Raw genomic sequence first — 20,287 nt, 5'->3', positions numbered from 1 at the left:
CGTGAAACGGCGGGCGGGGATGGCGGAAACTTCACAAAGAGCTTTCACGCAGGCACAGGCGGGCGTAAACTGCGTCTATGCGGTTTCAAACTCATATGGATGTGGCCTTAGGCCAAGCAACGGCCGCGGCAGAGCGCGGCGAGGTTCCCGTAGGTGCAGTGATTGTCCGGCAAGGAGATGTGATCGCGGCTGCGGGCAATGAGACGCGTGCGCGATCGGACCCCACCGCACATGCGGAAATATTAGCCATCCGTGACGCGTGTAAAATGTTGGGGGTTGAGCGGCTCACGGGATGTGATCTCTACGTCACTCTTGAGCCGTGTCCGATGTGTGCAGCGGCTATTTCCAACGCTCGGATTGCGCGGCTTTATTATGGCGCGGCTGATCCGAAATCCGGTGGTGTTGCCCAAGGCGCGCGCGTCTTTAGCCACCCACAATGTCATCACGCCCCTGAAGTCTATGACGGCATCAACGCCTCTGCGGCCCAAGATATGTTAACTCGTTTCTTTTCTGGTTTGCGCGGCTAAATAAACGACCTGATGCGTTGTGCGTTGGGGCGAAGATTACCTCAAGCCGATCAATGTGCGAAAACAAAACGGTAATTGACGTTTTTAGGCTCTATTGCACGTTGCGGGCGCGGCACGTGCTTGGCAATTCCGGCGCGCCCCGCTAAACCGCCCTAAATAGGTTTCGGAGCACCCCAAATGTCGATTGATATAGATACCGCCCGCAAAGTGGCCAAGCTGGCCCGGATCAAAGTGGAAGACGACGCGCTGCCCGCGCTCGCCACGGAATTCAGCAATATCTTGGGCTTTATCGAACAGCTCAACGAGGTCGATGTTGAAGGCGTTGAGCCAATGACATCCGTGACGCCGCAGCGCCTTTATCGCCGCGAAGATGTGGTCGCTGATGGCAACCAACCCAAAGCAGTTTTGAAAAATGCCCCCGATGCACGCGAAGGCTTTTTCGCCGTGCCCAAAGTGGTGGAGTAAACCCGATGTCTGATCTGTCTAAACTTACTATCGCCGCTGCCCGTGACGCCATGCGCAAAGGTGAGCTGACGTCCGTTGAACTGACTGATGCGTGCCTGTCTGAAATTGAAGGTGCCTCGGCGCTGAACGCATTTGTTCACAACACGCCCGAGATCGCCCGTGAGCAAGCCAAAGCCGCTGATGCGCGTCGCGGTGCAGATGCACCGGATATGAACGGTGTCCCTGTGGGCATCAAAGATTTGTTCTGCACCAAGGGCGTGCCGTCGCAGGCCGCTTCGGGTATTCTTGAAGGCTTCCGCCCCGAGTACGAAAGCACGGTGTCTGGCAAGTTGTTCGACGCGGGCGCGGTAATGCTTGGTAAGTTGAACATGGATGAATTCGCCATGGGGTCCTCAAACGAGACCTCTGTTTATGGTGACGCAATCAATCCGTGGAAACACGATGACCGTGCGCTGACGCCGGGTGGTTCTTCTGGTGGGTCGGCAGCTGCGGTTGCTGCTGATTTGTGCCTTGGGGCAACAGGCACGGATACTGGTGGCTCAATTCGTCAGCCGGCGGCCTTTACGGGCATCACCGGTATCAAGCCTACGTACGGGCGGTGCTCGCGGTGGGGTGTTGTGGCGTTTGCGTCATCGCTCGATCAAGCGGGTCCTATGACAAAAGATGTGCGCGACGCGGCTATTATGCTTGAGGCTATGTGCGGCTTTGACGCCAAGGATAGCACATCAGCCAACCTTGCTGTACCAAACTTTGAAGCGGCGCTAACTGGTGATATTCGCGGCAAAAAGATTGGTATTCCCAAAGAATACCGCATGGAGGGCATGCCCGCCGAGATTGAACAGCTTTGGGCCGATGGCCAAGCAATGCTCAAAGACGCAGGTGCCGAGATCATTGATATTTCGCTGCCCCACACCAAATACGCGCTGCCTGCGTATTACGTGATTGCCCCTGCCGAGGCGTCCTCAAACCTTGCCCGTTATGATGGCGTTCGGTTCGGCCATCGCGCCACGCTTGATGCGGGTGATGGCATTACTGAGATGTATGAAAAGACCCGTGCCGAAGGGTTCGGCGCCGAAGTTCAGCGCCGCGTCATGGTGGGTACGTATGTGCTGTCTGCAGGTTTTTATGACGCGTATTTCAACCGCGCCCGCAAAGTGCGCACGTTGATCAAGCAAGACTTCGAGAACGTCTTTAATGCGGGTGTGGATGCCATTTTGACCCCTGCGACCCCGTCTGCGGCTTTTGGCCTTGGTGAGGCGAAGTCAGCGGATCCAGTGCAAATGTATCTTAATGACGTTTTCACCGTCACAGTTAACTTGGCTGGTCTGCCGGGCATCGCTGTTCCTGCGGGGACAGATGCGTCAGGGCTGCCGCTTGGTTTGCAGCTGATCGGTCGTCCTTGGGAAGAGGGCGATTTGTTGAATTCCGCCTACGCGTTGGAACGCGCCGCAGGATTTGTAGCAAAACCAACCAAATGGTGGTAATCCCTTGGCCGTGCGGTAAAAAATCGCGTGGCCTTTGACGTTTTGTCGCCCGAAGCCGCCACGTGATCCACGCACGCAATTGAATTGAGTGTAAGGACGTATTTGCGGTGAAAAACTTTGTGATCTTGGGGCTTGGTGTGGCTCTTTTGGCGGCGTGTCAGCCAGCAGTGCCCAACAGTGCACGCGGCGTTGGGTTTGATGATTTCAAATTGCGCAGCCAGCAACGCGATGCAGAATTGCGCGGCACAGGATCTGTTGGCTTGCCGGTTGAAAACGAACCCGCAGTGACCACCGCTTCGCTTAACCCGCAGGTAAATGGCATCACAGTTCCCGCAGGAACGGGCCCAGTGAACGGGGCCGCGCAAGGGGTCAGTGGCGCACAAACCTCAGGCCTGACTGACGCCCAAGAGATTGCAGCGGCCACAACGGCTGCGTTGAATAATTCGGGCCAAGCACCCCTTGAGGCATCCCCGAGCAATCCCGCCCCCGAAGCCGTTGCTGTGACCGGTATCAGCCGTGAGAACGACTTTGACGCGGTTTCGCAGTTACGCGATATTGAAGCGGACGCGGCACGGCGCACGGCAAACCAAGGCCGCTTCGAGCAGGTCGCGCCAACTGCGTTGCCCACGCGGGACGGCGCGTCTGGGCCGAACATTGTGCAGTATGCGCTGCAGACCACCAACGCGCGGGGTGAGAGCCTTTACACCCGTCGCGGCATTGCCCTCGCGGCTAAAAATGCCCGCAATTGTGCGCAGTATTTATCCGACGATCTGGCCCAGCAGGAATTTTTGGAGTTAGGCGGCCCGCGTCGTGATCGCAAAGCACTTGATCCTGACGGTGATGGATTTGCTTGTGATTGGGATCCAAGCCCCTACCGCCGCGCCCGTGCTCAGGCACAGTCGGGCAATTAACTAGGGTCCGCGCACAGAATGCTGGCGGATAGTATTTGGCACCCAAGTCCTAATTTCGGCCCCCGTCGGGATGGGCTGACGCCCCAGCTTGTGGTGCTGCATTACACAGCGATGACAGATTTGGACGAGGTGCTTGAACGGCTCTGTACCCCCGAGCATGAGGTCAGCTGTCACTATCTGATTGATGAGGATGGTCGCCTCTTTACGCTTGTGGACGGTACTATGCGCGCGTGGCACGCAGGGGCAGGCAGTTGGGCGGGGGTGAGTGATATCAACTCGCGCTCAATCGGGATTGAACTGCTAAACAGCGGGCGGGTACGTTTTAGTGACGCCCAAATGCATCGTCTTGAAGTGGTGCTGGCCTGTGTGATGGATCGTTGGCGCATCGCACCACACGGCGTTATTGGCCACTCGGATATGGCGCCTGCGCGCAAGCAAGACCCGGGCCGGTTTTTTGATTGGCAACGTTTGGCCCAAAAAGGGCTTTCTGTTTGGCCTGATGCATCGATTGGGCGCGACACAGCTGATTTTGCGCAGACTGCTGCACAGTTCGGCTATCCTGTGAGCGAGGCGGGTGTGGATGCGGTCTTTGAGGCATTCCGCCAAAGGTTTCGCCCGTGGCACGTTGGCCCGCTTGATGCGACGGACTGCGCGATGATGGACGATCTTGCGGCACGGTTCAGCGCGCGCAGCTTGTCGTTGACCTGAGACAGGCACAGGGGTAAGCGCGAGTCTATGTGTGGAGGGTCGGATGACCGCGCTGTTGCGCCCTTTCGGGGGCGCGCATCGAGGAAAGTCCGGACTCCGTGATGGAATGGTGCCAGGTAACGCCTGGGCAGAGCAATCTGACGGATAGCGCCACAGAAAACAGACCGCCTTGCATGCAAGGTAAGGGTGAAACGGTGGTTTAAGAGACCACCGCGTCGCTGGTAACAGGGACGGCATGGCAAGCCCCACCAGGAGCAATGCCAAATAGGAACCGCGTGCCTGATTTCGGTCGGGCGGGGCGCCATCGGCCCCAGCAGGTTCGGGTTGGCAGCTTGACGGGCTTGGTGACAGGTCCGCTAGAGGAATGGTCATCCAGAGGTGGCAACGCCTTGGACAAAATCCGGCTTATAGACCCTCCACACATTTTTACTCAGCATGAGTTTCGGTATTCTGAAAGTAAAATGTAAACTAAACGTTACACATTCATGTGTGGTTAAAAGTTGACGGTGTATGTTCAAACAATGAGGCGGCATGTTCGCTGTTTCTAAGTATATTCATACTTTGTTTATGATTGGGGTCTGCCGCTATGGCAGCGTTAAATGTAATTCGAACAATCGATAGTTATGCGTGCGATTTGAGCGGAGCGCGCGCTCAGGCGCGCATGGATTTGATGATGGACGAAACGAACCTGTCCGTCGAAATTCTTGAAACGGATGGCAGGATCATCCGCGAAAATAACATGAGCCAAAGCCACTTCGGTGTAGGTGAGCGCAAGGGGCTGCATTGGAAGATGCTTTGGCCTGCTTCGGTGCGAGAGGCGATAGCAGCAGCGATTTGTAGCAGTGCAGATGGGCTTACAGTGCGCGTTGAGCACAAGCGCGTAGACAGCAGCGGCGTCAGCAGATTATGGCGGCGGTGCTTGCGCCGATCACGTATGGACCTGATGATATCACGGCAATTATGGTGGTATCCCATCCGCAATCCGCCAATCAGCCAGTTTAGCGCAGGTATTTTTCAAGCGGCGGATGATTTGCCCGATTTGGACGCAGAATCAGGTTGACTTGGGGCCTGTTGCGGATAGAAGGCGGGTTCAAGTTTCCGGAGCGGCCCCCGAGGTGTGGCGCGGCCCCCTTTTAGGAGAGATCAAATGGCGAAGCCAACCACGATTAAAATCCGCCTGAATTCAACAGCAGGCACTGGCCACTTCTACGTGACCAAAAAGAATGCCCGCACGATGACTGAGAAAATGGTTGTAAACAAATACGACCCGGTCATCCGCAAGCACGTTGAGTACAAAGAAGGCAAAATCAAGTAAGCTTCGCGCTACTGGTTTTCCGACTACTTAATCTAATTCAAGAAGCCGCGCAGATCTGCGTGGCTTTTTTTGTTCGCTGGTTTTTGTTTAGCCGTCTCAACAGTGTGTAGATCAGTTTGGGTGGATGCAATGGGATACACGTTCCGGATCCCCTCAAAGAGACCTACTGCGCCTCTGTACCTTCTCTCAGAGCACCTGCTTTAGTTGCAGGTTAAACCTGCATCGCAGACAGAAAAAAGCCCCCCGTGCGATGTGCGCGGAGGGCTTTGCGTTCGTCAAACTAGCGTTTGATTATTCACGATTGCCGAGCAGTTGCAGCAGGAACATGAACATGTTGATGAAGTCGAGGTAGAGGTTCAACGCACCCATGATCGCTGACTTGCCGAGCCACTCTGTGTCGCCGTGGTGGGCGTGTGCGAGGTACTCTGTCTTAATCTTTTGTGTGTCGTAAGCTGTGAGGCCCGCGAAGATCAGAACACCCAGAACAGAGACCACGAACATGATCGCTGGTGATTGCAGCCAGATGTTGACGACCATTGCCACCAAGATGCCGATCACACCCATGATGAGGAAGCTACCCCAGCCTGAGATGTCTTTCTTTGTAGTATAGCCGTAAAGCGACAGACCCGCGAAGGCGATCGATGTTACCAGGAACACTTGCGCGATGCTCATGCCTGTGAAGGCCACGAAGATCCAAGCCATTGACAGGCCCATCACCGCCGCAAAGGCGTAAAAGAACAGCTGTGCAGCCGCCGCCGAGAAGCGGTTAATCATGGCGCTGAAGCCGAAAACCATCGCCAGCGGTGCGAACATGATGATCCAGCCGAGGATGTTTGGTTGCAGTGTTGCGGGGTCACGGAACACAGACAGCAAGGCAGGGGATGTACCCACGGCCCAAGCTACTGCGAATGTGATCAGCATGCCCACGGACATTGTGCCGTAGACTTTGTTCATATGTGCGCGCAGACCCTCGTCGATTTCTGCGGTGCGGATGCCCACGCCTGCGCGGGCAGTGTCGAATTGTGCCATTTCCATTGGCCCTTTCGCTTAAGTTTCCCTGACGCCGCGTCGGGAAGGGTTAAAACCCCCGCCGCGATTGCTTGTCATATTGTCATACTACCACCCGTTTTCAAGGGATATCGGTCTAATATATTGGTGTGTAGTATGGAATATCCGGTTCAAAATTACCTTTAATCACGGTGTTTTGAAATTGCGTTGTAAGGCCTGCATTAAGCCGCACCGCTAGAGCGTAATAACGATCTTTCCTGTAGATTTGCGTGCACGCAACAACTCAAAGGCGTCTGCTGCTTGCTCAATCGGTAGAACGTGGCTGACGTGGGGCGCAAGATTGCCGGCAGCGTGCCAACGCATCAGATCACTCAGGCTTTCATGCAGCGCGCCCGGATTTATGGGTAGGTATCCACCCCAATAAAAACCGATCAGATCAATGTTCTTCACCAAGAGGTGATTTGCAGCAACGGGGGGCACAGTGCCACCAGCAAAGCCGATCACAACGATACGCCCGCCTCGGTTGCACGCTTTGAAAGCCGACGTGAAAACATCACCACCGATGGTTTCATAGATAACGTCCGCGCCGCCAAGCGCTTTGACGCGGGCTGTTAGGTCGTCAGTATCTGTGTCGATCACATGATGTGCGCCTGCCGCTTTGCAGATTTCGAGTTTTTGTGCTCCGCGCGCGGCTGCAATCACTGTTGCGCCAAGCTTGGCCCCCAATTCAACCGCGGTTAGTCCAACACCACCGGCGGCGCCAGTCACCAGCAAGGTTTCGCCCTTGGCAAGGCGCGTGCGCTTGGTGAGCGCTAGGTGGCTGGTCCCGTAGGCCACCTGAAAAGCGGCCGCGGTTATGTCGTCCATAGTGTCATCAAGCGGGGCGCAACGGTCTGCTGCCAGTGCGCAGTAATCTGCAAGACCGCCGTGGCCACCAAATCCAATGACTCGTTGACCCACGCGAAGATGGTGCACACCATTACCCACTTCTGCCACCGTGCCAGAGATTTCCATACCTAATGTAGCAGGCAAGGGCGGGCGTTCTTGGTAGCGGCCCGTCATCATCAGTAAGTCGCCAAAGTTTAGTCCGCATGCCGCAACTTTCACGACCACTTCACCAGCGGCTGCAGCGGGGCGGGGCACGTCACACAAAGTGGGAGGTGTTTTGAGGTCGTGAATTTGAAAAGCGCGCATATCGGGCCTCATTGGTTAAGCATTCAGGCGAATCGTTAGGGACAAAAGGGTGCTTTTGTAAAATTTCCCATACAATTTTGTATGCTGTTTTAATTGCATACCAATGGATACAGTGAAGTGACGTAGGGGCAAGGTGTCAAATATGTACCACAAATGCAGGATTTTGAATATTTTCTCGTTTCGAAAGATATTCGCGCACATATTCAACAATAGAGGCTAGTTATTTATAACATTATCAATGTATTGCATTACATTGAAATTTTTTGGCTACAGCAGCGTGAATTTTTTGTGATTTGTCGCATGGGTTGCTTGTGGTAATTGCTATGCAATCAGAGGTGGAATGAATTTATGACGCATCACGTCGACGAACATGTTGGGAAACGGATCCGTCACCGGCGCTGGCTGGTGGGGATGACCCAACAGCAATTGGCGGAAGCTGTCGGGATCAAGTTCCAGCAGATCCAAAAGTACGAGACCGGTGCAAATCGGGTTTCTGCGTCTCGACTTTGGGACATTGCCGGTGCTCTTGATTGCCCTGTTAGCTTTTTCTTTGATGGCGCAGACACGCCCACCACTGAGGTTGATGACATGTTCGCTGAAAAAGAGGCGATGGAATTGGTGCGCACATATTACGCCATTCCAGAAAACCAGCGCCGCAAGCTGTTTGATCTCGCGCGTGTCCTCAGCGACGTTGCTTAGCGCAGCTTACGCTTCCTCATTTTCGGGATCACTTGAATAGGGCAGTGGGTCTGCTGTAGGTCTCTAGGGCGCCGTAGGGTGCCCTTTTTGCTTTGATGGAGCGCCGCACATGGACCGCCGCACGATTGATCCAGACCTGCAACGCGCTTTGATCGAAGCCGCACATGCGGCAGCAGGTGCTGCGCGTGATGTGATCCTGCCGTATTTCCGCGCGCCGCTGGTGGTGGACAACAAGCGCCCAGCCGATTTTGACCCTGTGACCGAAGCAGACCGCGCCGCCGAGCGTGCGATGCGGGACGTTTTTGCAAATCTGCGGCCCGATGACGGGATTTTGGGTGAAGAATATGGCGCGACCGCTGGCACATCGGGGCTGACGTGGGTGCTTGATCCGATTGATGGCACACGCGGGTTCATTAGTGGCACGCCGACTTGGGGCGTGTTGATTGCTCTGCAAGATGAGAGCGGTGTTTTGCTTGGCGTGATTGATCAGCCGTATATTGGCGAGCGTTTCGTTGGTGGGTTTGGCACCGCACGGATGAGCGGCCCGCACGGCGAAATGCCGCTGCGTACATCGACCCAGACGACAGCACTTGGCGATGCGATTTTGCTCAGCACTTTCCCCGAAGTGGGCAGTCCTGTTGAACGCGCAGGTTTTGAGGCCGTCTCGAAGCTGTGCAAACTAACGCGGTTTGGCATGGATTGTTACGGATATGCTTTGGTTGCGACGGGTCAGGTTGATTTAGTAATCGAAGCGGGGTTGAATGCTTATGATGTAGCGGGTCCGATCGGGGTGATCGAGGCCGCGGGTGGTGTTGTGACCAGCTGGGATGGGGGGGTAGCCCATCACGGCGGGCGGGTAGTAGCTGCTGCAAATGCGCAGGTACACGCTGAGGCGTTGAAGATTTTGGAGCCGTTTAACGATAGCGTTTAGTAAGGGGTGAAAGATGTTACGAGTATGGATCGGGGCGTGTATTTTGACCCTAAGCGGATGCGCTGTTGGCGGTAATTTACGGCCCATCGTAATTGAGGGTGAGCAATACGCAGAGCTGTCCGCGGTACAGGGTGACTTTCTGCTCGCGGTTAATCAAAACAGGTTGCGCAACAGTGTGCCCTCGGTTGTGCGTGATACGCGATTGGACCGCGCAGCACTGGCCCATGCCTCTGACATGAGCACGGTTGGTTTTTTCTCGCATCGCGGCTCAAGCGGCTCCAACGTGCTGCAGCGGGTGAAAATGACCGGTTACGATGCCTGTTTTGCTGCAGAAAACATTGCCAACACGTGGCCCAGTGAGGCAGCTGTGCTGGCCGCATGGCTGGGCTCTGCGGGGCACCGCGCCAATATTTTGAACCCCAAAGCCCGCGCTTTTGGTTTGGCGCAAGACGGCGACAACTGGGTAATGGTTTTGGCCGCCCCCTGCCGCTAGGTTCGGGCGATTGCGCGGTTGATTGATTGGCCCGCGCGTTTCATACAAGAGGCGCAGCGACGAGGGCGATGGGGGCAACAATGGCCGAGCACGACAGCACAGCATCCATGAGTGACGCCGGTGATTTCGCCCTTGATGGACGGTTTGCTTCGGCGGTGCGCGAGGCTGTTGAGGCGCAAGACGGGGATGCAATCTCGGTTCTGATGGAGCCGCTCCACCCCGCCGATATTGCCGACTACCTTGAGCAAATTGATGACAGCGCGCGGTCGCGTTTGTTGTCGGTTTGGAAGGGCGGCGTGGACGGGGATGTTCTGTCCGAGTTGGAAGAAAGTCTGCGCGAAGGAGTCATTGACGGGCTTGAGCCGCAAGAGCTTGCCTCGGCGGTGCGCGATCTTGAAACTGACGACGTTGTTGACCTGCTTGAGGACATGGGCGCCGAGCAACAGGGCGCGGTGCTTGAGGCGCTTGATGATGCGGACCGCGTCGCGGTTGAGCAGTCACTTTCATACCCCGAGGAATCCGCTGGCCGTTTGATGCAGCGTGAGGTCGTTATGGCCCCGCAGCATTGGAAAGTCGGCCAAGCTATTGATTTTCTGCGAAATGAAGATGATCTGCCGGATGATTTTTATCACGTCGTTCTGACGGACCCGCGCATGAAGCCCGTGGGCTATGTGACACTTGGCAAGCTTTTAGGCTCACGCCGCGACACAGAGTTGACTGAGATCGTTGAGGACAGTTTTCGCACGTTCCGCGTGGATCAGGACGAAGGCGATGTGGCCTATGCGTTTAACCAATATCACCTCATTTCGGCCCCCGTTGTGGATGCTGACGAGCGCCTTGTAGGCATCATCACGATAGATGACGCCATGGCCGTGCTAGATGAAGAACACGAAGAAGATATCCTGCGGCTTGCAGGTGTGGGCGAGGGATCGCTGTCGGACAAAGTGATCGAGACCACCAAGCGCCGTTTCCCTTGGTTGGCTGTAAATTTGGTCACGGCGATCTTGGCCTCGCTCGTGATCGCGCAGTTTGAAGATGTGATCGCGCAATTTGTGGCCCTTGCGGTTTTGATGCCGATTGTTGCCTCCATGGGCGGTAATGCGGGCACGCAGTCATTGACCGTGGCTGTGCGCGCGATTGCGACCAAAGATTTGACCGGCAGCAACGTATGGCGCGTTATCCGCCGCGAGGTTTTGGTGGGCTTGGTGAACGGTTTGATTTTTGCGGTTGTGATGGGCGTGGTCGGTGTGCTGTGGTTTGGCTCGCCCGTGTTGGGGGCTGTCATCGGTGTAGCCATGGTGGTCAATTTGGTCATTGCGGGGCTTGCGGGCACGGTTATTCCGGTGGTGCTAGAAAAGCTGGGCGTTGATCCTGCGCTTGCCTCCGGTGCTTTTGTGACCACCGTTACGGATGTTGTAGGCTTTTTCGCGTTTCTCGGCTTGGCCGCGATGGTGCTACTATGAGCAGCGCTGAAAACGAACTTGCTTCGTTGAAAAAGGCCGCCCGCGCCACTGCTTTTGCCGCCCGCCACATTGCCCATGAGGCCAGCACAGACGCGGCTGCGGGTGTGCTAAGTGAGGTTCTTGCAGGATACCGTGGCTCTTGCGTCGCCGGATACTGGCCCATCAACACCGAGATTGATCCGCGCCCTGCAATGTCCGAGGCCGCTGCACACGGTAAAGTGTGCTTGCCCGTGATCGAGGCTGCGGGAAAACCGCTGACGTTTCGTGAGTGGGTACCTGACGCGCCCATGATCGAAGGCCCGTTTAAGGCGATGGTGCCCGAAAAGGGCGATACGTTGATCCCCGAAGTTGTGATTGTGCCGCTTGTCGCATTTGATGGCGCTGGCGGGCGTTTGGGCTACGGTGGCGGCTTTTACGACCGCACTCTTGAGTTGCTGCGCGCTGCGCGTCCTACGTTGGCGATTGGCTTTGCCTATAGCGCACAACAGCAAACCGCCTTGCCGCTTGAGCCAACAGATCAGCCGCTCAACATGATTGTGACCGAACAGGGCGTGATCACGCCATAGGCGTTTGTTGGATTATTTGAGCGCGCATCTTGCTCACACCGGCGACTAGGCCTAGGCAGGGGCCCTATGAAGATACTCTTTTTAGGTGACGTCGTTGGCCGCTCTGGCCGCAGTGCTGTGGTCGAACATCTGCCAAAGATGCGCGTGCAATGGGGCCTCGATTTTGTTGTGGTGAACGGCGAAAATGCAACCAATGGCGCAGGTCTGAACGAAGCCCATGCCAAGTTGCTGTTTGAAGCAGGGGCCGATTGTCTGACGCTTGGTGATCATGCTTTTGATCAGCGAGACATGCTGCAATACGCCGAAAAAGAGACCCGCATCATTCGCCCTTTGAACTTTGCCAAGCAAGCACCGGGCCGCGGCGTGCGCATTTTCGAAACCGCTAGCCGCAAGCGCATTTTGGTTACTCAGGTTTTGGGACAAGTCTTCATGAAGCGTGCGTTTGATGATCCGTTTTCGGCCATCGATGCGGTGTTGTCGCGCCACCCACTGGGCGGTCAGGTGCAGGCCATTTTGGTCGATGTGCATTGCGAGGCAACATCCGAGAAGATGGCCATGGGGCATTTTTGTGACGGGCGCGCCAGCGTCGTTGTGGGGACGCACACCCATGTGCCAACCGGTGATGCGCAGATTTTGCCAAGCGGTACAGCCTTTCAGGCAGATGCGGGCATGTGCGGCGATTACAATTCAGTAATTGGCATGGACAAAAAAGAACCGTTGCGCCGTTTTGTGACGGGCATGGGTAAGGGGCGTTTTGAACCGGCGGCTGAGGCGGGCACGTGCGCGGGCCTTTATGTTGAGACTGATGATGCCACGGGCAAGGCGCTGCGCGTCGAGATGGTGCGCATCGGGGGACGGCTTCAGCAATCTGGGCCAAGCCCGCTGACTTAGATCGTTTTTACCTCGCAAAAATAAGCCCCAAGCACGCGCAAGCATTTCTTTTGCGCGCAAGACAGACGCGCTATACTTACGGACAAGTCTATTGAGTAAGGTAGCATCATGATTGAACTTTTTTCCCTTGGGCAGACGGGCCAAGCGGTTATCACGCTGGCGGTTGTTGTGGGGATGTTTGTGCTGTTTATGCGCGAAGCCTTTCCCACCGAAGTGGTCGCGATTTTGGGCGTTGCGGTACTGTTGGCTTTGGGTGTGTTGCCCTATCAGGCGGCGGTGGATGTGTTGGCCAACCCTGCGCCGTGGACAATTGCCGCGATGTTTATCGTGATGGGGGCTTTGGTGCGAACCGGAGCTCTGGCGGCTTTTACCCATTTGGCCGAGCGGCATGCGGATAAAAACCCTGCTCTCGCGGTGGGTGGACTGATCGGGTTCGTGGTAATTGCCAGCGCGTTTGTTAGCAACACGCCTGTGGTTGTTGTGATGATCCCTGTGTTTATCCAGTTGGCCAGAAAGCTTGGCAAGAAACCCTCGAAACTTCTGATCCCGCTTAGCTATGCGGCGGTGATGGGCGGCACGCTGACGTTGATCGGCACGTCGACAAACCTGCTGGTGGACGGTGTTGCGCGGGCGGAAGGGCTGGCGCCTTTCACAATCTTTGAGATCACGCCTCTTGGTATCATCTTGGTGGCGTGGGGTATGGTGTATCTTGGGGTGATCGCACCGATGTTGCTACCTGACCGTGACAGCATGGCGGGCCTTCTGGGCGGCCGCAGTAAGATGAAGTTTTTCACCGAAGTCGCACTGCCCGAAGGGTCGGGGTTGATCGGCCAGCAGGTGGTTAACGTGGATATGTTCAAGCGTGAAGGTGTGCGCCTGGTTGATGTTCTGCGCGGTGATCTGTCTTTGCGCCGCAATCTGCCATCCGTCAGCCTTGAGGCAGGAGACCGCGTGGTATTGCGCACCGAGATGTCCGAGTTGCTGGGCATCCAAGCCAGTAAAGATGTGGCAACAGTCGATAAGCTTAGCTCTGTTGAGACAAGCACCGTTGAGGTGCTGATTACACCGGGGTGTAAAATGGTTGGTCGCTCCCTCGGGGCGATGCGGCTGCGTCGCCGTTTTGGTGTGTATCCCTTGGCCGTACACCGCCGTAACCAAAACATCGGGCGCGGCCTTGATGATATTGTGGTGCGGGTCGGGGACACGTTGCTGATTGAGGGCGCGGCAGCAGATATTTCCCGCCTTGCCGAAGAGATGGATTTGGTCGACGTCAGCCAGCCATCGGACCGCGCCTTACGCCGCAGCAAAGCGCCCATCGCCCTAGCGGCCCTTGTCGCGATCGTGGCTCTTGCTGGCCTTGGTGTTGCGCCGATTTTCTTGTTGGCGATTGTTGCAGTTGCAGTTGTTTTGGCCACCCGCTGCATCGATGCAGAGGAGGCCTTTGGTTTTGTGGATGGCCGTTTGTTGGCGCTAATTTTTGCAATGCTCGCGGTGGGTGCTGCGTTGCAATCATCGGGGGCGGTGTCGTTGATCGTTGGCATTCTTGAGCCCGCTTTGGCGATCTTGCCACCCTTCTTGTTGGTGTGGGTGATTTATCTGATCACCTCTGTTTTGACGGAGCTGGTCAGCAACAACGCCGTTGCAGTGGTTGTCACCCCCGTGGCCATTGGTGTCGCGACCCAATTAGGGATTGATCCACGCCCGCTGGTTGTGGCCGTGATGGTTGCGGCCAGCGCCAGTTTTGCCACGCCAATAGGCTATCAAACGAATATGCTGGTCTATGGTCCCGGCGGATATCATTTCAAAGATTTCATGCGGGTGGGTATTCCGCTGAACCTGTCAATTGGTGTGCTGGCAAGTGCGATTATTCCAATCTTGTGGCCGTTCTAGCTGCCTAGTTATAGCGGCCAGAACACCAAGATGGCTGGGATGGACACACCGACAACAAGAATTTCAAGCGGCAATCCCATCCGCCAGTAGTCCCCGAAACTGTAGCCCCCAGGCCCCAGAATAAGGGTGTTATTCTTGTGCCCGATTGGGGTGAGAAACGCCGATGATGCGGCCACTGCTACAGCCATCAAAAATGGATCGGGGTTCACGCCCAAAGACTGCGCCATCTGGATGCCAATCGGGGCCGCAACAATGGTCGTTGCGGTGTTGTTCAGCACGTCAGACAGGGTCATGGTTACAATCATCAGCACTGTCAAAATAGCCCATGCGGGCAGGCCCGTTGTCAGATCAATCAAGCCGTCCGCGATCAATTCTGTGCCGCCCGATGTCTCAAGGGCAGCGCCAAGCGGGATCATTGAACCAAGCAGGACCACCACGGGCCATTCGATATGGTCATACACTTCGCGGATCGGAATGATCTTCAACAAAACAAAACCGATGACCACAATACCAAGGGCGATGGGCAGGTAAATCCAGCCAAGAGAGGCGGCAATGACCGCAGCTGCGAAAAGTCCAATCGCCACCCACACTTTATTGTCTTGGGTCACACTAAGACCACGGTCCGCAAGGGGCAGACATCCAAGCCAATCAGTGACATCAGCCTCGGTTCCATCGGGCAGTAACACCAGCAAGATATCACCGGGCTTAAGGGGTGTTTGGCGGATTTGGCTTTTGATTGCGCGGCCTTCGCGGCTGATGCCCATCAAAATGGCCCGCCGTCGCCATGACATACCCACGGCCTGCGCGGTACGGCCGTTCAGACGTGACCCATCGGTCACAACAATTTCTATGACGTTTAGTCCGGCCCCATCGGCGCGTAGTAATTCTTCGCGGCGTTCATCTGCAAAATCCAACGAAAGGGCTGCACGGAATTCATCCAATGCCTCGGGGGAGGCTTCGATCACTAAGGCGTCAGCCGCTTTCAACGTGCGGGTTTTGGACAGCCCGCGCAGGCGTTTGCCATCGCGGATCAGTCCCAAAATTGCCACGTCGTTTTTCTCGGCCACCTCATCAAGCTCGGCCACGGTTTTGCCGATATGTTTGCTGTCCTCAGGTACAGTCAACTCGGCGATATATGAGGCAAACTCATCTGCGGTGTTGGTGCTACCGGCTTTACTGGGGATTAATCGCCACCCGATTAGCGCCACAAATGCCAAACCGGCGATGGCCGTTATCCCGCCAACAGGGGCGAAGTCGAACATCTTGAACGGCTCACCAAGGCTTTCTTCGCGGATCGTTGCAATGATGATATTCGGGGGTGTCCCAATCAGCGTGGCCATGCCCCCAAGGATTGTTGCAAACGACAAAGGCATCAGGGATAGCCCCGGCGCACGGCCTGCTTTGCGCGCGGTTTGAATGTCGACTGGCATCAAAAGTGCCAGCGCCGCCACGTTGTTCATAAAGGCTGATAACACCCCGCCGATACCGCCCATCAACGCGATATGCCCGCCAAGTCCCCGTGTGGCGTCCACCAAAGTGCGGGTGATCAAGTAAACCGCGCCTGATCTGACCAGACCCGCAGACACAATCAAAACGAGGGCTACCACCAAAGTGGCTGGATGACCGAAACCGCTGAACGCATCCTTGGTAGGCACAACGCCCAACACTACCCCGATCATCAGGGCAGCAAATGCCACCAGATCATAGCGAAACCGCCCCCAAAGAAGCATGCCGAACACGGCACCAAAAAGAGTGAAAAGGATAATTTGATCAATCGTCATAAGGCACGCTCCGTTTGGGTCATGTGAAAGCAAGCCCCTGCCCATTGCAACCCGCTTTCACGCGGGGCTATAAGGCAGCAACACTAGATTAAAGAGGGAGGATGGCACATGGCTGGCCACTCAAAATGGGCGAATATTCAGCACCGCAAGGGCCGTCAGGATAAGCTGCGCTCAAAGCTGTTTTCCAAGCTCGCAAAAGAGATCACCGTGGCCGCCAAAATGGGCGACCCTGATCCAGACAACAACCCGCGCCTGCGTCTTGCGGTGAAAGAAGCCAAATCACAATCGGTTCCCAAGGACGTAATTGATCGCGCGATCAAGAAGTCCCAAGGTGGTGATGCGGAAAATTACGATGAGATCCGCTACGAAGGCTACGGCCCAGGTGGCGTTGCTGTGATCGTCGAGACGATGACCGACAACCGCAACCGCACAGCCAGCACCGTGCGTTCAACTTTCACCAAATCAGGTGGCAACTTGGGCGAAACCGGTAGTGTGGGCTTTATGTTCGACCGCAAAGGCGCAGTTAGCTACCCAGCATCCGTAGGCGACAACGACACAGTTATGATGGCGGCAATTGAAGCTGGTGCCGAAGATGTGGAAAGCGATGAAGAAGGCCACGTGGTCTATTGCGCCGACACAGATTTGCACGCGGTATCCCAAGCGCTTGAGGCTGAATTGGGCGAGTCAGACAGCACAAAACTGATCTGGAAACCCACAACGACGACAGAACTTGATCTTGAAGGTATGCAAAAGCTGATGCGCCTGATCGAAGCGCTTGAAGACGATGATGACGTGCAAACAGTCACCGCCAACTTCGAGGCCAGCGACGAGGTCATGGAGCAACTGGGCAGTGAGTAAACCCAGCTACTAGCTCTGTAAGGTTCTAATGTCGCGGCTCTGGGTCGCGGCATTTTTTATTCTGGATATTTTTGAACAAGAGAAGAAGAGGGTATGCCCATGGTGAACGGTGCGTTTTTCGCGGGCTATGGTGTTGCTTTGTCATTGATCGTGGCGATTGGGGCGCAAAACGCTTTGGTGTTGCGCTTTGGCGTACGCCGCGAGCATGTCCTGCCACTGGTGCTGTTCTGCGCAACTTCAGATGCCATTTTGATCACAGCAGGGGTCATGGGATTTACAGCCATGACGAATGCGGCACCTTGGGTTGAGCCGCTTTTCACATACGGTGGTGCGGCGTTCTTAATCGCCTATGGCGCGCGTAGTTTTCTGTCTGCTTATAAAGGCGGGCAAGCGCTGGTACCATCGGAAGGGCAACGCATACCGCTGATTGGTGCTTTGGCCGCGGTAGCAGCCATCACATGGCTAAACCCGCATGTGTATCTTGATACGGTCATTCTGATCGGATCGGTGTCGGCGGAATATGATGATAAAATGGCTTTTGGCATCGGGGCAATTTTGGCCAGCTTTTCGTTTTTCTTCACCCTCGGCTATGGCGCGCGGTTGCTGACACCTTTCTTTGCCAAGCCGCGCAGTTGGCAAATCTTGGATGCCGGTGTGGGGCTGTTGATGTGGGCGATTGCGCTTAAGTTGTTGCTGCCATGACCCAACCTTCTGCGCGCCGCGGTATTTTCTGGATGGTTGTCACGGGTGTGATGTTCGTGACTGTCACGGCGTTGGTCAAATACACGGATGGCCGCGTGCCCGCCGCACAAAGCGCGTTTTTGCGGTATCTGCTTGGGTTGGTGTTCCTGATCCCAATGATCAAGCCGATCCTTGATGCGCATTTGACCAAGCGCCAGTTGGTCCTGTTTTCAGCTCGCGGATTTGTACACACGCTTGCGGTGATCTGTTGGTTTTATGCAATGACGCGCATCCCCTTGGCCGAGGTCACGGCGATGAATTACCTAGGACCTGTTTATGTCACCATCGGTGCGGCGCTGTTTTTGGGTGAAAAGCTTGCCCTGCCGCGGATCGCTGCGATTATCTGTGCGCTGGTTGGCGCGCTGATCATTCTGCGCCCGGGATTTCGGGAAGTTGATATCGGCCATATCGCAATGCTGTTTACGGCTTTTGGTTTCGGCGCAGGATATCTTCTGGCCAAACAACTCAGCGGACAGCTTGGACCGGCGGTGATTGTTGGCATGCTCTCGATCACGGTGACAATTGGCCTTGCGCCTTTTGCCTATGCAGTCTGGGTGCCGGTCAGTTTTCACGACATCGTTATCTTATTTGGCGTTGCGTGTTTTGCCACCGCTGGTCACTACACCATGACGCTTGCATTCGCGGCGGCCCCGGTCACCGTGACTCAGCCCGCAACGTTCCTACAGCTTGTCTGGGCGACGCTTCTAGGGGTTGTGGTTTTTGGCGAACCTGTTGATGCTTGGGTCGTTTTTGGCGGGCTAGTCATTGTCGCATCCGTCATATTTATCACGTGGCGCGAGGCGCAGAAAAAGCGCGCCGTCACGCCAGTTACTCATGAAACGAAGGTATAAATAATGAAGCCGAATATCCTAATTCTTATGGTTGACCAGTTGAACGGCACACTCTTTCCCGATGGTCCCGCAGAGTGGCTTCATGCACCAAACCTCAAAAAGCTTGCGGCGCGTTCAACCCGTTTCAAAAACGCCTACACGGCAAGCCCGCTTTGCGCGCCGGGCCGGGCTGCGTTCATGTCGGGGCAGTTGCCTTCCGCCACAGGTGTTTACGACAACGCGGCCGAGTTTCCGTCAAGCGTGCCAACTTATGCGCATCATCTGCGCCGCGCTGGCTACCGGACCTGCTTGTCAGGCAAGATGCACTTTGTTGGCCCAGATCAGATGCACGGCTTTGAGGAACGTCTGACCACAGACATTTATCCCGCTGATTTCGGCTGGACCCCCGATTACCGCAAACCCGGTGAGCGGATTGATTGGTGGTATCACAATATGGGCTCTGTGACCGGTGCTGGGGTGGCTGAAACGTCCAACCAAATGGAATATGATGACGAGGTCGCCTATAACGCAAAGACCAAACTTTACGAGTTTTCCCGTGGGCTTGATGAGCGTCCGTGGTGCATGACCGTCAGCTTCACGCACCCCCATGACCCTTATGTGGCGCGCAAGAAATATTGGGACCTTTATGAGGATTGTGAGCATCTTGAACCGGAAATTCCGGCGATGGATTACGAAGATCACGACACCCACTCCAAGCGTATTTTCGATGCGAACGATTGGCGCAGTTTTGACATCACGAAAGAAGATATCCGCCGCTCGCGCCAAGCGTATTTTGCCAACATCTCGTACCTTGATGACAAAGTTGGGGAACTGCTTCAGGTGCTTGAAGATACCCGCCAAGAAGCGATCATCGTCTTTGTTTCAGACCACGGTGATATGCTGGGCGAGCGTGGGTTGTGGTTCAAAATGTCGTTCTATGAAGGATCGTCGCGGGTGCCTATGATGATCTGTGCCCCGCAAATGGAGGCGGGCCTTCACGAGACCCCCGTTAGCAACATCGACGTATGCCCGACCTTATGTGATCTGGCGGGTGTCAGTATGGATGAGGTTATGCCATGGACCGCAGGTCAGTCGCTAGTTCCGATGGGGCAGGGCGTTGAGCGGACCGAGCCCGTTGCAATGGAATACGCCGCCGAGGCCTCTTACGCGCCGCTTGTCTCGCTGCGCTATGGCCCGTGGAAATACAACCGCTGTGCCCTTGATGCGGATCAGCTTTTTAACCTTGAAGATGACCCGCACGAACTGACGAACTTGGCAGAAGACCCTGCGCATCAAGGCACGTTGCAAACCCTGCGCGCCAAGTCAGAAGCCCGTTGGGACCTTGCCCGTTTTGATGCAGATGTGCGCCACTCACAGGCCAAACGGTGGGTGGTCTACGAGGCGCTTCGCAACGGCGATTACTACCCTTGGGACTATCAGCCGCTCAAGCGCGCATCCGAGCAATACATGCGCAACCATATGGATCTGAACGTGCTGGAAGAAAACAAACGCTTCCCGCGCGGCGAGTAAGA

Annotated in this window: 21 protein-coding genes and 1 other RNA gene; 19 read left to right on the top strand and 3 right to left on the bottom strand. The window is 55.7% G+C overall.

Going from position 1 to position 20,287, the window contains the following annotated elements:
- The first annotated feature begins 77 nt into the window (after window positions 1-77).
- The 8 genes from NeNHUV3_RS04420 to rpmG all read left to right on the top strand — a co-directional run bounded on the left by NeNHUV3_RS04420 (window position 78) and on the right by rpmG (window position 5,410).
- Window positions 78-527 carry a nucleoside deaminase gene (locus tag NeNHUV3_RS04420; RefSeq protein ID WP_391482710.1) on the top strand — a complete coding sequence of 150 codons (450 nt, stop codon included), beginning with the start codon at window positions 78-80 and terminating at the stop codon, window positions 525-527.
- A 177-nt stretch (window positions 528-704) separates the two neighbouring features.
- On the top strand, window positions 705-992 hold the full coding sequence (gene gatC, locus NeNHUV3_RS04415) for an Asp-tRNA(Asn)/Glu-tRNA(Gln) amidotransferase subunit GatC (RefSeq protein ID WP_341246004.1): 288 nt from the start codon (window positions 705-707) through the stop codon (window positions 990-992).
- 5 nt (window positions 993-997) lie between these two features.
- The gene (gene gatA, locus NeNHUV3_RS04410; protein ID WP_391482709.1) at window positions 998-2,476 is read left to right on the top strand and encodes an Asp-tRNA(Asn)/Glu-tRNA(Gln) amidotransferase subunit GatA; all 1,479 of its coding nucleotides are present in this window, start codon (window positions 998-1,000) and stop codon (window positions 2,474-2,476) included.
- Between the two features lie 107 nt (window positions 2,477-2,583).
- Window positions 2,584-3,387: a hypothetical protein gene (locus tag NeNHUV3_RS04405; protein WP_048597307.1), complete on the top strand. Its 804-nt coding sequence runs from the start codon at window positions 2,584-2,586 to the stop codon at window positions 3,385-3,387.
- 18 nt (window positions 3,388-3,405) lie between these two features.
- A complete protein-coding gene (locus NeNHUV3_RS04400; protein ID WP_391482708.1) occupies window positions 3,406-4,095 on the top strand; it encodes an N-acetylmuramoyl-L-alanine amidase in 690 nt (229 codons plus the stop codon).
- A gap of 31 nt (window positions 4,096-4,126) precedes the next feature.
- An RNA gene (gene rnpB, locus NeNHUV3_RS04395) (RNase P RNA component class A) lies at window positions 4,127-4,519 on the top strand.
- A gap of 162 nt (window positions 4,520-4,681) precedes the next feature.
- On the top strand, window positions 4,682-5,155 hold the full coding sequence (locus NeNHUV3_RS04390; protein ID WP_391482707.1) for a hypothetical protein: 474 nt from the start codon (window positions 4,682-4,684) through the stop codon (window positions 5,153-5,155).
- 87 nt (window positions 5,156-5,242) lie between these two features.
- On the top strand, window positions 5,243-5,410 hold the full coding sequence (rpmG, locus tag NeNHUV3_RS04385; protein WP_048597310.1) for a 50S ribosomal protein L33: 168 nt from the start codon (window positions 5,243-5,245) through the stop codon (window positions 5,408-5,410).
- Between the two features lie 291 nt (window positions 5,411-5,701).
- Here the strand turns inward: rpmG and NeNHUV3_RS04380 are convergent, their stop codons facing one another.
- Both NeNHUV3_RS04380 and NeNHUV3_RS04375 read right to left on the bottom strand, forming a co-directional pair.
- A complete protein-coding gene (locus tag NeNHUV3_RS04380) occupies window positions 5,702-6,439 on the bottom strand; it encodes a Bax inhibitor-1/YccA family protein (protein WP_048597336.1) in 738 nt (245 codons plus the stop codon).
- 213 nt (window positions 6,440-6,652) lie between these two features.
- The gene (locus tag NeNHUV3_RS04375; protein ID WP_391482706.1) at window positions 6,653-7,612 is read right to left on the bottom strand and encodes an NADPH:quinone oxidoreductase family protein; all 960 of its coding nucleotides are present in this window, start codon (window positions 7,610-7,612) and stop codon (window positions 6,653-6,655) included.
- A 348-nt stretch (window positions 7,613-7,960) separates the two neighbouring features.
- Between NeNHUV3_RS04375 and NeNHUV3_RS04370 the strand changes: the two genes are divergently transcribed.
- The 7 genes from NeNHUV3_RS04370 to NeNHUV3_RS04340 all read left to right on the top strand — a co-directional run bounded on the left by NeNHUV3_RS04370 (window position 7,961) and on the right by NeNHUV3_RS04340 (window position 14,545).
- Window positions 7,961-8,311 (top strand): helix-turn-helix domain-containing protein, encoded by a 351-nt coding sequence (locus NeNHUV3_RS04370; protein WP_048597312.1) that lies wholly within the window; start codon window positions 7,961-7,963, stop codon window positions 8,309-8,311.
- Between the two features lie 109 nt (window positions 8,312-8,420).
- The gene (locus tag NeNHUV3_RS04365) at window positions 8,421-9,242 is read left to right on the top strand and encodes an inositol monophosphatase family protein (protein WP_391482705.1); all 822 of its coding nucleotides are present in this window, start codon (window positions 8,421-8,423) and stop codon (window positions 9,240-9,242) included.
- Window positions 9,243-9,255: 13 nt separating this feature from the next.
- A complete protein-coding gene (locus NeNHUV3_RS04360; RefSeq protein ID WP_391482704.1) occupies window positions 9,256-9,735 on the top strand; it encodes a CAP domain-containing protein in 480 nt (159 codons plus the stop codon).
- Between the two features lie 107 nt (window positions 9,736-9,842).
- On the top strand, window positions 9,843-11,198 hold the full coding sequence (gene mgtE, locus NeNHUV3_RS04355) for a magnesium transporter (protein WP_391483170.1): 1,356 nt from the start codon (window positions 9,843-9,845) through the stop codon (window positions 11,196-11,198).
- A complete protein-coding gene (locus tag NeNHUV3_RS04350; RefSeq protein WP_391482703.1) occupies window positions 11,195-11,764 on the top strand; it encodes a 5-formyltetrahydrofolate cyclo-ligase in 570 nt (189 codons plus the stop codon). The genes mgtE and NeNHUV3_RS04350 overlap by 4 nt, the downstream gene beginning before the upstream one ends.
- Before the next feature lie 66 nt (window positions 11,765-11,830).
- Window positions 11,831-12,655: a TIGR00282 family metallophosphoesterase gene (locus tag NeNHUV3_RS04345; RefSeq protein WP_391482702.1), complete on the top strand. Its 825-nt coding sequence runs from the start codon at window positions 11,831-11,833 to the stop codon at window positions 12,653-12,655.
- Between the two features lie 108 nt (window positions 12,656-12,763).
- Entirely contained in the window at window positions 12,764-14,545 is a 1,782-nt protein-coding gene (locus NeNHUV3_RS04340; RefSeq protein ID WP_391482701.1) for an SLC13 family permease, read from the top strand.
- An 8-nt stretch (window positions 14,546-14,553) separates the two neighbouring features.
- On the opposite strand, the gene NeNHUV3_RS04335 is transcribed toward NeNHUV3_RS04340, so the two are convergent.
- Window positions 14,554-16,326 carry an SLC13 family permease gene (locus NeNHUV3_RS04335; RefSeq protein ID WP_391482700.1) on the bottom strand — a complete coding sequence of 591 codons (1,773 nt, stop codon included), beginning with the start codon at window positions 16,324-16,326 and terminating at the stop codon, window positions 14,554-14,556.
- A 108-nt stretch (window positions 16,327-16,434) separates the two neighbouring features.
- Between NeNHUV3_RS04335 and NeNHUV3_RS04330 the strand changes: the two genes are divergently transcribed.
- From NeNHUV3_RS04330 to betC, 4 genes are all read left to right on the top strand, one after another.
- Window positions 16,435-17,184: a YebC/PmpR family DNA-binding transcriptional regulator gene (locus NeNHUV3_RS04330; protein ID WP_048597319.1), complete on the top strand. Its 750-nt coding sequence runs from the start codon at window positions 16,435-16,437 to the stop codon at window positions 17,182-17,184.
- 93 nt (window positions 17,185-17,277) lie between these two features.
- The gene (locus NeNHUV3_RS04325) at window positions 17,278-17,886 is read left to right on the top strand and encodes a LysE/ArgO family amino acid transporter (RefSeq protein WP_391482699.1); all 609 of its coding nucleotides are present in this window, start codon (window positions 17,278-17,280) and stop codon (window positions 17,884-17,886) included.
- Window positions 17,883-18,776, top strand: a complete 894-nt coding sequence (locus tag NeNHUV3_RS04320) for a DMT family transporter (protein WP_391482698.1) — start codon at window positions 17,883-17,885, stop codon at window positions 18,774-18,776. Before NeNHUV3_RS04325 ends, NeNHUV3_RS04320 begins: the two co-directional genes overlap by 4 nt.
- Window positions 18,777-20,285, top strand: coding sequence for a choline-sulfatase (gene betC / locus NeNHUV3_RS04315; RefSeq protein ID WP_341246018.1), 1,509 nt, complete (start codon window positions 18,777-18,779; stop codon window positions 20,283-20,285). It begins immediately after the preceding gene.
- Window positions 20,286-20,287: the final 2 nt, after the last annotated feature.

The organism is Nereida sp. NH-UV-3 (assembly GCF_042939535.1).
Lineage (GTDB): Bacteria > Pseudomonadota > Alphaproteobacteria > Rhodobacterales > Rhodobacteraceae > Nereida > Nereida ignava.
Note: the sequence above shows the minus strand (reverse complement) of the source record. Positions and strands in the feature narration are given on the sequence as shown.

Excerpts from the sequence above, each read along its gene's own strand:
- NeNHUV3_RS04420 (WP_391482710.1), top strand. The coding sequence starts at position 78 with ATGCGGTTTCAAACTCATATGGATGTGGCCTTAGGCCAAGCAACGGCC.
- gatC (WP_341246004.1), top strand. The coding sequence starts at position 705 with ATGTCGATTGATATAGATACCGCCCGCAAAGTGGCCAAGCTGGCCCGG.
- gatA (WP_391482709.1), top strand. The coding sequence starts at position 998 with ATGTCTGATCTGTCTAAACTTACTATCGCCGCTGCCCGTGACGCCATG.
- NeNHUV3_RS04400 (WP_391482708.1), top strand. The coding sequence starts at position 3,406 with ATGCTGGCGGATAGTATTTGGCACCCAAGTCCTAATTTCGGCCCCCGT.
- NeNHUV3_RS04390 (WP_391482707.1), top strand. The coding sequence starts at position 4,682 with ATGGCAGCGTTAAATGTAATTCGAACAATCGATAGTTATGCGTGCGAT.
- rpmG (WP_048597310.1), top strand. The coding sequence starts at position 5,243 with ATGGCGAAGCCAACCACGATTAAAATCCGCCTGAATTCAACAGCAGGC.
- NeNHUV3_RS04380 (WP_048597336.1), bottom strand. The coding sequence starts at position 6,439 with ATGGCACAATTCGACACTGCCCGCGCAGGCGTGGGCATCCGCACCGCA.
- NeNHUV3_RS04375 (WP_391482706.1), bottom strand. The coding sequence starts at position 7,612 with ATGCGCGCTTTTCAAATTCACGACCTCAAAACACCTCCCACTTTGTGT.
- NeNHUV3_RS04370 (WP_048597312.1), top strand. The coding sequence starts at position 7,961 with ATGACGCATCACGTCGACGAACATGTTGGGAAACGGATCCGTCACCGG.
- NeNHUV3_RS04365 (WP_391482705.1), top strand. The coding sequence starts at position 8,421 with ATGGACCGCCGCACGATTGATCCAGACCTGCAACGCGCTTTGATCGAA.
- NeNHUV3_RS04360 (WP_391482704.1), top strand. The coding sequence starts at position 9,256 with ATGTTACGAGTATGGATCGGGGCGTGTATTTTGACCCTAAGCGGATGC.
- mgtE (WP_391483170.1), top strand. The coding sequence starts at position 9,843 with ATGAGTGACGCCGGTGATTTCGCCCTTGATGGACGGTTTGCTTCGGCG.
- NeNHUV3_RS04350 (WP_391482703.1), top strand. The coding sequence starts at position 11,195 with ATGAGCAGCGCTGAAAACGAACTTGCTTCGTTGAAAAAGGCCGCCCGC.
- NeNHUV3_RS04345 (WP_391482702.1), top strand. The coding sequence starts at position 11,831 with ATGAAGATACTCTTTTTAGGTGACGTCGTTGGCCGCTCTGGCCGCAGT.
- NeNHUV3_RS04340 (WP_391482701.1), top strand. The coding sequence starts at position 12,764 with ATGATTGAACTTTTTTCCCTTGGGCAGACGGGCCAAGCGGTTATCACG.
- NeNHUV3_RS04335 (WP_391482700.1), bottom strand. The coding sequence starts at position 16,326 with ATGACGATTGATCAAATTATCCTTTTCACTCTTTTTGGTGCCGTGTTC.
- NeNHUV3_RS04330 (WP_048597319.1), top strand. The coding sequence starts at position 16,435 with ATGGCTGGCCACTCAAAATGGGCGAATATTCAGCACCGCAAGGGCCGT.
- NeNHUV3_RS04325 (WP_391482699.1), top strand. The coding sequence starts at position 17,278 with ATGCCCATGGTGAACGGTGCGTTTTTCGCGGGCTATGGTGTTGCTTTG.
- NeNHUV3_RS04320 (WP_391482698.1), top strand. The coding sequence starts at position 17,883 with ATGACCCAACCTTCTGCGCGCCGCGGTATTTTCTGGATGGTTGTCACG.